Here is a 13,277-nt window from a genome sequence, read left to right as displayed (position 1 = left end):
CGCCGTGCCCCTGCCGCTGGCTCCGGAGAGGCTCGGCGCGGCACTGCAGGCGATCGCCACGGGGAACTTCGAGGCCTTCAGCCGCCAGGAAGCGACAATCCTGGCGGGGATCGCCGCCCGCCTCGGCGAAGCGAAGCGGCCGGTGCTGGCCGGAGGCATCGATCTTCTCGGGGCCGGGGGATGCCGAACACTTCTGGGGACGGCTCGGGAACTTTCCACCACCGACCGTCCCTGCGGCGCCTCGATCCTTCTGGGGGGACCCAACAGCTTCGGGGGCGCCCTTCTGGCGCCTGAAACCGGCCCGGACGCCGCTGCCCTGCTCACCGGCATCCGGGAGGGGCGGATCAAGGCGCTGGTCTGCCTGGAAGGCGACCCCTTCACCGATCATCCGCATCCGGGCAGGATGCATGAGGCCCTGTCCCACCTGGAATGGCTGCTCGTCCTCGATTATCTGCCCACTGTAACGGCAGGCCGGGCCGACATCTTTCTGCCGACCACGGCGCCGGCGGAGAGTGCCGGGACCTTCATCAACCAGGAAGGGAGGATGCTTGCTTTCGCCTCCGTCTTCGATCCGGGGACGCCGATCGGGGTCACCGGAGACGGCGACCATCCTCCCCGCACCTTCGAGCCGGTCACGCCGGGGAGCGAGCCGAGACCGGCGTGGGCGGTTCTCCATGAGCTGCAGGGGCGATCCGGCTCCCTCGCCTCGATCCGGCGGGAGCTTGAAAAAGCCGATCCGCGCTTTACCGGACTGGCCGACCTGGACCCGGAAGGGACGGGGCGGCGGGTGACCGGAGACGGCAGGATGCCGGCCGAACCGTCAACCTCCCGCCGGCCGGCGGAGCCGGGGAATGGCCTGCGCCTTCTCGCCATGGAATGCCTGTTCGGCTCGGAAGCGATCGCGGCCTTCTCACCGGTCCTCGATCCGGTCCGACCGGAACCGCACATCTGGCTGCACCTGGATGACGCCACCCGCCTTGGGTTGGCGGCTGGCGAAACAGTCCGGCTGACCTCCGATCTCGGCCGGACGTCGGCGACCGTGCGCCTGAGCACGGCCATGGCCCCGGGGCTGGTGCTTATCCCCCGCCTGCGCGGCACCTCTCTGGAAATCTTTGTTCCCGGCCGCAGCCCGCGCAGCTGCCGGGTGGAAAAGGAGGAGACATGATCGACTGGGTGATGGTTCTCCTCACTCTGATCAAGCTCATCCTCATTCTCGGCGTGGTTCTGACCATGGCCGCCTACCTCGTTCTGGCCGAACGCAAGATCCTCGCCCGCATGCAGCTCCGTTACGGGCCGAACCGGGTCGGTCCCTTCGGCCTGCTGCAGCCGCTGGCGGACGTGATCAAGCTGCTGACCAAGGAGGATTTCGTCCCGACGGGCGCGGACAAGTGGCTCTTCATGCTGGCGCCGGGACTGGCAGCCGTGACGGCAATCCTCTCCTTCGCCGTCGTCCCTTTCGCCCCGGCGCTGACGATTTTCGGCCGGGAGGTCCCGATGGTCGTCTGCGACCTCAATGTGGGGGTTCTCTATTTTCTCGGCCTCTCTTCCCTGGCTGTCTACGGGGTCGCCTTGGGCGGCTGGGCCTCAAATTCCAAGTACTCCCTGCTCGGCGGCATCCGTGGTCTCGCCCAGCTCATCTCTTACGAACTCTCCATGGGACTGTCTATCGTTCCGGTGGTCCTGCATGCGCGCTCCTTCTCCCTCACTGAGATCGTCCATGCGCAGGAGACGGTACCCTTTCTGATCACCAACCCGATCGCCTTCTTCATCTTCATGGTCAGTGTGGCGGCCGAATCACGGCGCGTCCCCTTCGACCTGCCGGAAGCGGAGAACGAGATCGTCGCCGGCTTCCATACCGAGTACTCCGGGATGCGCTTCGGCCTCTTTTTCGTCGGCGAATACATCAACATGATCATTCTCGGCTCCGTCACCACCGTCTTCTTTCTGGGCGGCTGGCATGGACCGCTGCTGCCGCCCATCGTCTGGTTCATGCTCAAGGTGCTGGCGGTGGCCTTTTTCTTCATCTGGATGCGCGGCACCCTGCCGCGCCTGCGATACGATCAGCTGATGCACTTCGGCTGGAAGTTCCTCATCCCGCTGGCGCTGGTAAACGTACTGGTGACGGGAGCGGTGCTACTCGCTTTGCGGTAAAACCGTCATTGGTCATTAGTCACTTGTCATTTGTGGAAAAACTTTTAAACAAATGACCAATGACAAAGGACAAAGGACAGCAGTTATGCCTCTCCTACGCGATCTAAAAGGAACCGTCCAGCCCTTCTGGGTGACGCTGCGGAACATGTTCCGCAAACCGGTGACGATCCAGTACCCGGAAGAAAAGCGGCAGCCGCCGCCGCGATACCGGGCGCGGATCATTCTCACCCGCGATCCGGACGGCGGCGAGCGCTGCGTCGCCTGCTACCTGTGCAGCGCCGCCTGCCCGGTCGACTGCATCTCCATGCAGTCGGCGGAGCAGCCGAACGGCCGCCGGTATGCCACCTGGTTCCGCATCAATTTTGCCCGCTGCATCTACTGCGGCCTCTGCGCCGAGGCCTGTCCGACCTGGGCGATCCAGATGAGTCCCGACTACGAGTTTTCCAAGTACGCCTCGATCGATATGGTCTACGAAAAGGAGGATTTGCTGGTGGACCACGGCGGGAAGGACAGCGAATACAATTACTACCGCCACGCAGGCATCGGAGTGGTCAATCCCCGGGGCGGAAACGAAGACGAGTACGGGCCGGTGGATATAAAAACCAATATGCCGTGAGGCGTGAGGCGTAAGGAGTGAGGCGATACGTGCCTTTTCTCCTTACCCCTCACTCCTCACACCTCACGGATTTGAAATGGCAGCTATTCTCTTCTACATCCTGGCCGTGACCGCCCTCGGGGCGACGCTGATGTGCATCACCCGGCGCAACCCGGTGCATGCGGTCATCTACCTGGTCAACGCTTTCTTCGCCCTGGCGCTGATCTTTTACCTCCTCGGGGCGCCGCTGGTCGCTGCCTGGGAGGTGATCATCTATGCCGGCGCCATCATGGTGCTGTTCCTGTTCATCATCATGATGCTGGAACTGGCGCCGACGGAGGTGCCTGCCGGACCCGGCTGGCGGAGTTGGGGGCCGGTGGCGCTGCTGTCGGCCGTGCTTCTCGGCTGCACCCTCCTGCTGATGGCCATCGACCCGGGAGGTGTGGACGGGAAACCCGCATTTTACGCCTCGCCGCGGGTCTTCGGCTACGCCCTGTTCCATGAGTATGCCCTGGCCGTTCAGGTCGTCTCCTTCCAGCTCCTCTTCGCCGCGGTGGGCGCCTATTACGTCGGGCGAGTCGGACCGGGGGGACTGAAACCGGAAGAGGAAGACCGATGATCGTGCCGATGTCTCACATTCTGGCCTTCTCCGGCGCCATGTTCTTCCTTGGTTTCGCCTGTGTCCTGGCGCAGCGCAACCTGATCATGATCCTGATCGGGGTGGAGATCATGCTTAACGCCGTCGGCATCACCCTGGTGGGCGCCTCGGCGCTTTGGCAGCAGGTCGACGGCCAGATCTTCGTCATCTTCCTCATGGCGATGACGTCGGCCGAGGTCTCCATCTCCCTGGCGGTGGTGGTCTATCTGAGCCGGCGCAAGAAGACGATCGAAGCCGATGCTTTCAGCGAGATGAAGGGATGAATCCGAAACTGCTCTTCCTCATACCCCTGCTTCCCCTGGCCGCGGCCACGTTGAACGTGGTCGTCGGGCGGAAACTGCCGCGGCGACTGGCCGAGGCGCTCGCCGTCGGGGCCGTGGCACTGGCTACCCTGGCGACGCTTCTGCTGTGGCCGCTGGCGAAGGAGGGGGGAACCCGAACGGCACTTTACACATGGCTGGCCAGCGGCGAGCTGCAGGTGCCGGTGGAGATCGTCTTCGATCCCCTTTCGGCCGCCATGACCCTGATGGTCACCTTCGTATCAACCCTGATACACCTCTATGCCATCGGCTACATGGCCGAAGAACGTGATTACGCCCGTTTCTTCGCCCTGCTCAATCTCTTCGTCTTCGCGATGCTGACCATCGTGCTGGCAGACAACCTCCTTGTCCTGTTTCTCGGCTGGGAGGGGGTAGGCTTCTGCTCCTACGCCCTGATCGGCTACTGGTATCGGGAAGAGAAGAACGCCGACGCCGGCCGCAAGGCGTTCCTGGTCACCCGCACCGGCGACGTCTTCCTCGGCATCGCCCTGCTTTGGCTCTTCGCTCTCACCGGCACTCTTTCCATCGACCGGATCAACCAGGCGGCGGCCGGCTTCCCCCCGGAGGCTCTCTTCCTGCTCACCCTGCTTCTGCTCGCCGGCGCCTGCGGAAAATCAGCGCAGCTGCCGCTGATGACCTGGCTTCCGGACGCCATGGCCGGTCCGACCCCGGTCTCGGCCCTGATCCATGCCGCCACCATGGTGACTGCCGGGGTCTACCTGCTGGCCCGCCTCTTTCCCCTCGTTTCCCTCTCTCCGGCGGGAATGGCCTGGATAGCCGCGGTCGGCGCCATAACCGCCCTCTATGCAGCCAGTTGCGCCCTGGCGCAGCGGGAGATCAAGCGGGTCCTCGCCTACTCGACCATGAGCCAGGTCGGCTACATGTTCCTGGCCGTCGGTCTCGGCTCCGTGGCGGGGGGGATGTTCCACCTGATCACCCACGCCTTTTTCAAGGCCCTGCTCTTCATGGGAGCAGGGTGCGCCATCCACCTGACGGGGGAGAATGACATCTACCGGATGGGCGGCTTGGCTCGCAGGTCTCCGCTGGTCTTCTGGACCTTCCTCGCCGGAGCCCTGTGCCTGGCCGGAGCTCCCCTGACCGGCGGATTCTTCTCAAAGGATGCCATCCTGCTGGCCGCTTTCGCCGCCGGCGACCCCTTCCACCGTGTTCTCTGGGGGATCGGCCTCTTTACCGCCCTGCTCACAGCCTTCTATACCTTTCGACTGCTCTATCTGGTTTTCGCCGGACAGGCGCGCCACCCCGCCGGCGGCGAGGAACATCACCACCTGCCTGCAGTAATGCGCTGGACTCTTCCGCCTCTGGCGGTGCTCGCGCTCTTCGGCGGGCTGCTCAATCTGCCGGCGGCCTGGGGAGGCGATGGAACCCTGGAGCGTTTCCTGGGCGCCCAGGGCGGTTTCGAAATGCATGCATCCCATTCCCTGGAGTGGTGGCTGACCGGGGTTGCCGTTGCCATTTTCTTCAGCGGCTGGGCCCTGGCCCGCCGGCGCTATATCCCGTTTCCCGGTGAGCGCCCCCGTGCACTCAAAGCCTTCCTGTTGAGCGGATGGGAGGCCGACCGGTTGGTTCAGGCAGTGGTGCTGCGCCCCTTCAACCTCCTCGCCCACTTCTTCTGGCAGTGGACGGACGTGCGCGGCATCGACGGCCTGCTGGAGGGGACCGGCCGTGCCTTGATGGGGCTCGGCCAGTCGCTGCGCCGGACCGCAACAGGCCGCCTGCATACGTATCTGGGCGGCTTTGCCTGGGGGCTGTTGCTGATACTCGCATGGATGCTGGTGGATTATATAGGTACAAGGTAAAAGGATAAAGGTTAAAGGAATCCTGTCTTCTCCTTTATCCTCGATCCTTTTACCTTTATCCTCGATCCTTTAACCTTTAACCTCGGACCTTTTACCTTGAACCTGGACTCCTTCCCCTGGCTCTCCTCTCTCATCGTCCTGCCGATGGCGGCCGCGGCGCTCTGCCTTCTGCTGCGGCATCATCCGCGGGTGAGCCGCTGGATCGCCCTGGTGACCACCCTGGCTATTCTGGTGACGGCGGTCGGGCTCTTCGTCACCGGCGGCGGTCAGGGGGGCTGGCTTCGGTACGAAGACCATCCGTGGATCATCCCTTTCGGCATCCGCTACACCCTGGGACTGGACGGCATTTCCCTGCTATTGGTCCTGCTGACCGCCCTCACCCAGCTGCTGGCCATCGTCATCTCCTGGCGCCGCAAATACCAGGTGGCGATTTTCTTCTCCATGCTCCTGTTCATGGAGGGGGGGATCATGGGGGTGTTCCTCGCCCTCGACCTTTTCCTTTTCTATCTCTTCTGGGAGGTCATGCTCATCCCCATGTTTTTTCTCATCGGTGTCTGGGGACACGAGCGGCGGGTCTATGCGGCGGTCAAGTTCTTCATCTTCACCATGGCCGGCAGCCTGCTGATGCTCCTGGCAATCATCGCCCTCTACCTGCTGCACGGGCAGCAGACAGGAGAGTACACCTTCGCCCTGGCGGCGCTGCAGCAGACCGATATCCCCGGCGCCATCGAGCCGTGGCTCTACGCGGCCTTCCTGCTTGCTTTCGTGGTCAAGGTGCCGCTGGTTCCCCTGCATACCTGGCTTCCCGACGCCCATACCGAGGCGCCGACGGCCGGCTCCCTCGATCTGGCCGGGCTGCTGCTCAAGACCGGCCTTTACGGTCTAATCCGCATCGCCTTTCCTCTCTTCCCGGAGATGGCCCAGGCCTCCTTTCCGCTGCTGGCGGTCCTTGCCCTGACCGGCATCTTCTACGCCGCCTGGATCGCTTATGCTCAGCACGATCTCAAACGTCTGATCGCCTACTCCTCGGTGGCTCATGTCGGCTTCATGGTGCTGGGATTCTGCGCCTGGGATGCAATCGCCATGGAGGGGAGCGTGCTGCAGATGTTCAATCACGGGATCACCACCGGAGCGCTCTTCATCATGGCCGGGATGATCCAGCACCGGGCCGAGACCCGGGATCTGGGGCAATTGGGGGGCCTGTGGGGACGGGTGCCGATCCTTTCTTTCTTCTTCCTCTTCTTCTCCCTGGCCTCCCTCGGCCTGCCCGGGCTGAACAACTTTGCCGGCGAGATCCTGATTCTGCTCGGCGTCTTCCGCGTCAACCCCCTCTGGGGCGCCCTGGCCCTGGGCGGGGTCGTGTTCGCCGCCGCCTACATGCTGCGCGCGGTCCAGGGGGTGATCTGGGGTCCGCCCGGACCGATGAAGCATGCCGAATGCTGGGTTGATCTGGAGCCGCGCGAGATGCTGGTACTGGTGCCGCTGGCCCTGCTCGTTCTCTGGCTCGGGCTCTACCCCGAGCCTTTCCTGGCTCCGATCCGCGAGCCGGTTCAGCGCCTGCTGGGAGGGACATCCCTGCTGGCACTTAAAGGAGGGATGCCGTGACTCGAGCCGATCTCTCCGCCCTCTTTCCGATTCTGATCCTCGCTCTCGGCTCAACAGGAGTGCTGCTCCTCGGGGCCTGGTGGCCGCGCCGCAGCCGCCTGGTTCTGCTCGGGACGGCGATCGCCCTGGCTGCGGCAGCCGCGGCCGCCTTCCATACGCCGCCGGTGGCGGAGATCACCCGGATGTACGGCGCCGGACCCTTCGCCCGTTTCTTCACCGCCCTCTGGTCGCTGACGGCTGCGATCACCCTGCTCCTTTCGGTGCGCTATGCCCACGAACGCCGCTTCGCCGGCGGGGAATATACCGCCCTGATCCTCTTCGCCGCCGCCGGGATGGCCCTGCTTTCGTCCGCCACCTCCCTGGTCGGCTTCTTCCTCGGCCTGGAGGCGTTCACCCTGGTGCTTTATATCCTGATCGCCTTCCACAAGGACGATCCACAGGGGGCCGAGGCGGGGCTGAAGTACCTCGTCCTCGGGGCGGTGGCCACCGGCTTCCTCGCCTTTGGAATCGCCCTGGTGTACACCTCCAGCGGCACCTTCCATCTGCCTGAGGCGATGGCTGGTATCGCCTCAGGAGCGCAGATGCGGCCCATCGGGCTTCTCGGCTGGGGGATGCTCCTGGTGGTGATCGGCTTCAAGGTTTCCCTGGTCCCTTTCCACCTCTGGACACCGGACGTCTACCAGGGATCGCCGGCGCCGGTGACCGGTATCCTGTCCACCGGATCCAAGGGGGCGGTCTTCGCCGCCCTGATCACCGTATTGGCGGGAATGCCCGCGCGCGGAGACCTGGCACCGCTTCTCTGGGCCCTGGCCGCCCTCTCCATGGTTTTCGGCACCCTGGCTGCCCTGAACCAGGAGAACATCAAGCGGATGCTCGCCTACTCCTCGGTGGTGCACATGGGCTATACCCTTCTCGCCCTGCTCGCTGGCGGGGCGTCCGGGAACCGCGCCGTGGCCTTGTACCTGGTCGCTTACTCCGTCGCCAACCTCGGGGCCTTTGGAGTCATCGCCTCCCTCTCCGGACCGAAGGGAGAGCCGCAGAACCTAGATGATTTCCACGGCATCGGCTGGCGCTTCCCCTTCCGCTGCGCCGTCCTGGCGGTCTTTCTCTTCTCCCTGGCCGGCATTCCCCCTACCATCGGCTTCGTCGGCAAATTCGCCATCTTCCGGGCCGCCATCGAAGCCGGCTACGGCTGGCTGGCCGTCCTCGGCATCCTCGCTTCCCTTGTCTCTCTCTACTACTACCTGCGGGTCATCGTCTACATGTTCATGACCTATGAATGCGAGGTCGAACATGCCCGAGGCGGCGCTTCCGAACACACCGCCCTTGCCATCTGCCTGGCCGCGACCCTGGCTCTCGGCATGTTCCCCGGGCCCCTGCTCGACCTCATCGGACTTATTATCCCTTGAGGCTTCCTCCCTGCTTTCAGAGGTGGTTATGGGCGACTCTTTCTCACGGCGATGGTTCCAGGCAAAGCTGATACGCTCGCGCGACCGACATGAACTTGGTATCCTGTTGACCATCTTCCTGATGGCCGGCGGGGCATGGGCGTTTATCGAACTGGCGGAAAACGTGGTGGAGGGCGATACGCATGCCTTCGACATGCTGATCCTGCTGGCCTTGCGGAATCCCGCGGATCTTTCCGATCCGATCGGGCCGAAATGGGTCGAGGAAATCGGCCGCGATTTTACCGCCCTCGGCGGCATGGCCGTCCTCATGCTGCTGACTTTTGCCGTGATCGGGTTTCTCCTGCTTGAGCACAAACGCCGCACGGCGCTGCTGGTGGCCGTTGCAGTGGGGAGCGGCATTTTTCTCAGTCTGCTGTTGAAACAGGGGTTCGACAGGCCGCGACCCGACCTGGTGCCGCACGAGTCCTATGTCTATACGATGAGTTTTCCGAGTGGGCATGCGATGATGTCTGCGGTGACCTATCTGACCCTGGCGGCCCTGCTCTGCCGGGTGCAGAAAAGGCTGCGGATGAAGCTGTACCTGCTGACCCTGGCTATTCTCCTGACTATAGGGGTGGGCATCAGCAGGGTCTACATGGGGGTTCACTGGCCGACGGATGTACTTGCCGGATGGACTGCCGGCGCATTATGGACATTGGCGTGCTGGCAGTTCGGCCGCTGGCTGCAGTACCGGGGCCGGATCGAACCGGAAGGCGCTTCACCTCAGGAAGAAACGGAGGAGGGGAAGGATCCGATTGGGGGACACTAGGAAGTAAATGAGGAAGGCCGGAATACTCCCGATGGTAGGTGCTGTTTGTCTTTCCCGGAGAGTTTCTCTGGTTCGGTTTCAGATTCCGAATCGTAAATCAGGCCGCGGGCCAGAAAGTAAAGTTCCTCCCGCTCTTTTTCATGGATATCCAGAGCTCGGCAGACTCCGTCCCACCGTCCCAGATCATATCCAAACTGGAATCCATCCGTCTGGCTGTAACGACCGCCGATCTTCCCTGCGGCAAGGAGGGCCAGGGCAAGACCTTCAAGGCGCAGCAGGGACGAATCCCCTGCGAGAACAAGTCCGGCGCCGGCAATCAACAGAACGATCAATACCCAGGTGGGAATCAGCCACCAGACCTTCGTCTCGGTCCAGTACCTGGGCATCAACTTCCGCCATTCATCTTCCGACACCTCCGCAAGCCGGAAAACTTTGACCCCAAGACGCCTCTTGCGTACCTCATCCATTCCAGTCTCCATTCTATCTTTATTTTTCTGTGTATTCCCGCGATATCGTGCATTGCAAGGTCCGGATTATCCAAATCTACCGCAAGTCCTTTCCTTGTCAACAGATGCGACTTACTCCGGGCAATTCCTTTCCTCCGTGGCGCACCCTATGACGGATGGTCGGAAATGCCTGTCCCGCAACGGGAAGGAATCAGGGGCTCTTCTCCTTTCGGAACTTTACGCCGCGGCGCCAGGCTCTGGTAATATTTTAAATAATCCAATTTATCATAAGGAGCATACCATGGATCCTCGCATCGAAAAATTCTTGAGTTCCCAGGCTTTCGGCGTTGCCGGCGCCTCGACCAATCGGGAGAAGTACGGCAACAAGGTACTGCGCTGCTATCTGGCGAACGGCAAAAAGGCTATTCCGATCAATCCACGAGCGGATAAGATCGAGGGGGTTCCCTGCGTCGCCGGCGTTGCCGACCTCCCCCCGGACGTCAAGAGCCTCTCAGTCATCACGCCGCCGAAAATAACCGAGACGGTTGTTGACGAGGCCATTGGCAAAGGTGTCGAGAACGTCTGGATGCAGCCCGGCGCCGAGAGTCCCGCAGCAGTAGAGAAATGCCGGAAGGCCGGCATCAACGTTATCGCCGACGGAAGCTGTCTACTGGTGGTGCTGGGATACAGAGAGCATTGAAGAAAAAAACCGGGATTAATCCGTTGAGCCTGGTGGCTGGTGGCACCAGGATGAAAAAAGGCGCCCCGAGCGTTTTTCGCCGGGGCGCCTAAATTTACTTCAAGATGGAAGCAGCCGTCAGGCCCTGGTGATTTCCACGACGGCACGGTTCCGGCCCTGCGGGATCACCTGCTGGATATTGAGCTCCCTGAAGTGATAGGGAGCGAAGAGCAGACCCTTGGGCACATTGCCGCTGATAAGCACGGGGCCCTGGGCCGAGCCGGCGGTGGAGGTCACTTTGATCCTCCCGCCGTCCTCGACGCCGCAGGCTTTGGCATCCTCGGGGTGGATTTCGATATAGCCGGAGGGGGCTGCCTCCAGGCAACCGTCGGCATAGGTGGAGGTGGTGCCGAAGTGAGAGAGGATCTTCCCACTGAGAAGCTGCAGACCGGTTTCGGCCGGACTCCCCTCGACCGGGATGTAGGTCAGGCTCTTCTCTTCGGGGACATAGGGCTCCTTCAGGCAGGGGCGGCACCTCCCGTGGCCGGTGAAGCAGACCTCGCTGTAGAGAGGTGTCAGCTTCTTCAACTCGCTTAGCACCGCCTCGGCGTTAAGTGGCTGTTGGCCGTTTCCTGAAACCCGGGCATAGAGGTCCGCCAGGATTTCCAGGTCTTCCCGGGCCTCGCCGACGGGAGTCAGCGCCTTGCCCAGACAGCTGACCCGGTGATCGAGGGAGGTGACGCTTCCGCTCTTCTCAGCGAAGGAAGTTCCGGGGAGCACCACGTCGGCCATGGCGGTCAATTCGGAGGAGAGGATATCCTGCACCACCAGGAACTCGACCTTCTCCAGCGCCTTGCGCCAGCGGCCGCTCTCGGGGAAAGAGGTCACGGGGTTGGTGGCGGCCAGGTAGAGGAACTTGATTTCCCCCTTTTCGATTCCCTCCAGGATGCCCAGGGCGTCACGGCCGCCGTCCGGCAGCTTGACCTGCCAGGCCTGCTCGAACCGGGACTTAGCCGAGGCATACTCCTGGTAGCCGGGGAGGGACTCGGGGTAGACTCCCATGTCGAGAAGGCTCTGCATGTTCCCTTTTTCATTGACCGGGAAGAGTCCGCCGATATCGCCGTGCAGAGCCCCGGTCACCAGGGCGAGATTGCCGATCGCAGCGATCTTCAGTTCAGCCTGGTCGCTCTTTATAACATCCTCGCCGAAGATGATGGCCACTGAACCGGCGGCGCCCAGATAAAGGGCCGCTTCTTCGAGGAGTTGCAGTGACAGTCCCGTCTCGGCAATCGCCTCCTTCAGGTCGACCGCCAGCAGATGGGCCTTGAGTTCATCGAGGTTTTCCACATACCGGGTGAGAAACGCCTCGTCCGCCAATCCCTTCTCCAGGATGATCCGACCCAGGGCGTTGGCCAGAAAGACTTCGCTGCCCGGTCGGTAATGAAGAAAGGTTTCGGCATAGCGGGTCAGCTTCACCCTGCGCATGTTGGCGACGACCAGCTTGCCGTCCCGCTTGCGGCAGGCGGTTTCGATCTGCCAGTCGATGGCCGGTGCTTCTGCGGTGACATCGGAGGCGAAGACCAGTACCGCCTCGGACTTGCCGATGCGATCCAGACGGTTGCTGGGGCCCTTCAGACCGAGGGCGGCATCGAGGGCCTTGAGAGTCCTCAAGGCGCCGAAACGGGCCTCTGAATCGATATTATTGGTCCCTACGGCAGCCCGGAAGAACTTCTGAAAAAGATAGCTCTCCTCGTTGGTCAGGCGCGGCGAGCCCAGTCCAGCCAGGGCGTCGGCACCGGCACTTGCCCGCAGTTCGCGGATCTTGTCAGCCACGGCTTTCAATGCCTCGTTCCAGGTGGCCGGCTGGTTTACCCCGTCCTTCCTGAGGGCAGGCCGCCGGAGCCTCTTCTCCGAGTTTATATAACCGTACCCGAAAAATCCGCCGACGCAGAGAGTTCCGTCGTTGACGGTCACGCCGTCCTCGGAGGTGACCCGGAGAACCTGATTATTCTTGACGTTGAGGTCGATCTGGCAGTGACTGCCGCAATAAGTGCAGGTGCTGGGGATTCGGGTCAATTCCCAGGGGCGTGCCTTGAACCTGAAGGGTTTGGAGATCATGGTCCCTACGGGACATACCGCAACGCAGCTGCCGCAGTACTCGCAAAGCTCAAGGTGTTTGTCGATGAAAGCCTTGTCCCCGGTTTCGTTCAGGAAGAGCGACTGCGAACCGATCACCTCATGGCAGACCTTGACGCACTTCTCGCAGAGCACACAGCGGTTGGGAACCTGCTGGATCAGAGGCCACTCGTTGATCGTCGGGTGATTGACGTCTTCGGCTTCGAAGGGCTGAGACGCCACATCGAATTCATAGCAGATGTCCTGCAGCTGGCATTCCCCGCCGGCATCGCAGACGGGACAGTCGAGGGGATGATTGACCAGAAGGAGCTCGACCACCTGCTTGCGGATGGCCTGAAGCTTCTGGGTGCGCGTGGTGACGACGATCCCCTCTTTGACCGGCGTATTGCAGGCGGTCTGCGGCCGGTCGATACCTTCCACCTCCACCACGCAGATCCGGCAGGCCCCGGTCGGGGAGATCTTTTCCAGCCAGCAGAGGGTCGGGATGGTGATGCCCACCTGGCGGGCCGCCTCAAGAATCGTCGTCCCAGCAGGTGCGCTTGTTGTTTTGCCGTCGATCGTCAGAGTGACCATAATGTTTTCACCTCAAAAAAACGGCAAAAGGCTGAGGGCGGCTAACCCATCTACCCTTCGCCTTTTGCCCTGATACGATT

12 protein-coding genes are annotated in these 13,277 nt (G+C 62.4%); 10 read left to right on the top strand and 2 right to left on the bottom strand.

The genetic code is table 11. From position 1 onward, the window contains the following. From DTF_RS0110595 to DTF_RS0110555, 9 genes are all read left to right on the top strand, one after another. Positions 1-1,165: molybdopterin-dependent oxidoreductase (locus tag DTF_RS0110595; protein WP_027715298.1), on the top strand; the 1,165-nt coding region annotated here is incomplete at its 5' end. After that, positions 1,162-2,151 carry an NADH-quinone oxidoreductase subunit NuoH gene (nuoH, locus tag DTF_RS0110590; protein ID WP_027715297.1) on the top strand — a complete coding sequence of 330 codons (990 nt, stop codon included), beginning with the start codon at positions 1,162-1,164 and terminating at the stop codon, positions 2,149-2,151. The genes DTF_RS0110595 and nuoH, both read left to right, overlap by 4 nt. Before the next feature lie 85 nt (positions 2,152-2,236). Further along, positions 2,237-2,767 carry an NADH-quinone oxidoreductase subunit NuoI gene (nuoI, locus tag DTF_RS0110585; RefSeq protein WP_027715296.1) on the top strand — a complete coding sequence of 177 codons (531 nt, stop codon included), beginning with the start codon at positions 2,237-2,239 and terminating at the stop codon, positions 2,765-2,767. A 76-nt stretch (positions 2,768-2,843) separates the two neighbouring features. After that, positions 2,844-3,365 carry an NADH-quinone oxidoreductase subunit J gene (locus DTF_RS0110580; RefSeq protein WP_027715295.1) on the top strand — a complete coding sequence of 174 codons (522 nt, stop codon included), beginning with the start codon at positions 2,844-2,846 and terminating at the stop codon, positions 3,363-3,365. After that, the gene (gene nuoK / locus DTF_RS0110575; RefSeq protein ID WP_027715294.1) at positions 3,362-3,667 is read left to right on the top strand and encodes an NADH-quinone oxidoreductase subunit NuoK; all 306 of its coding nucleotides are present in this window, start codon (positions 3,362-3,364) and stop codon (positions 3,665-3,667) included. Before DTF_RS0110580 ends, nuoK begins: the two co-directional genes overlap by 4 nt. Beyond that, positions 3,664-5,541, top strand: a complete 1,878-nt coding sequence (gene nuoL / locus DTF_RS0110570) for an NADH-quinone oxidoreductase subunit L (RefSeq protein WP_027715293.1) — start codon at positions 3,664-3,666, stop codon at positions 5,539-5,541. The genes nuoK and nuoL overlap by 4 nt, the downstream gene beginning before the upstream one ends. Positions 5,542-5,637: 96 nt before the next feature. Continuing rightward, positions 5,638-7,146, top strand: a complete 1,509-nt coding sequence (locus tag DTF_RS0110565) for a NuoM family protein (RefSeq protein ID WP_304412865.1) — start codon at positions 5,638-5,640, stop codon at positions 7,144-7,146. Continuing rightward, positions 7,143-8,555 (top strand): NADH-quinone oxidoreductase subunit N, encoded by a 1,413-nt coding sequence (locus DTF_RS0110560; RefSeq protein ID WP_027715291.1) that lies wholly within the window; start codon positions 7,143-7,145, stop codon positions 8,553-8,555. The genes DTF_RS0110565 and DTF_RS0110560 overlap by 4 nt, the downstream gene beginning before the upstream one ends. 28 nt (positions 8,556-8,583) lie before the next feature. After that, on the top strand, positions 8,584-9,363 hold the full coding sequence (locus tag DTF_RS0110555) for a phosphatase PAP2 family protein (protein WP_051361225.1): 780 nt from the start codon (positions 8,584-8,586) through the stop codon (positions 9,361-9,363). Here the strand turns inward: DTF_RS0110555 and DTF_RS0110550 are convergent. After that, the gene (locus tag DTF_RS0110550) at positions 9,360-9,830 is read right to left on the bottom strand and encodes a hypothetical protein (protein ID WP_027715289.1); all 471 of its coding nucleotides are present in this window, start codon (positions 9,828-9,830) and stop codon (positions 9,360-9,362) included. The two genes, DTF_RS0110555 and DTF_RS0110550, sit on opposite strands and share 4 nt — an antisense overlap. A 280-nt stretch (positions 9,831-10,110) precedes the next feature. Between DTF_RS0110550 and DTF_RS0110545 the strand changes: the two genes are divergently transcribed. Further along, a complete protein-coding gene (locus tag DTF_RS0110545) occupies positions 10,111-10,509 on the top strand; it encodes a CoA-binding protein (RefSeq protein ID WP_027715288.1) in 399 nt (132 codons plus the stop codon). Positions 10,510-10,626: 117 nt separating this feature from the next. Here DTF_RS0110545 and DTF_RS0110540 read toward each other — a convergent pair whose 3' ends face one another. Continuing rightward, on the bottom strand, positions 10,627-13,197 hold the full coding sequence (locus tag DTF_RS0110540; protein WP_027715287.1) for a molybdopterin-dependent oxidoreductase: 2,571 nt from the start codon (positions 13,195-13,197) through the stop codon (positions 10,627-10,629). Between the last annotated feature and the right edge of the window lie 80 nt (positions 13,198-13,277).

It is taken from the genome of Desulfuromonas sp. TF, from assembly GCF_000472285.1.
Classification (GTDB): Bacteria; Desulfobacterota; Desulfuromonadia; order Desulfuromonadales; family ATBO01; genus ATBO01.
Note: the sequence above shows the minus strand (reverse complement) of the source record. Positions and strands in the feature narration are given on the sequence as shown.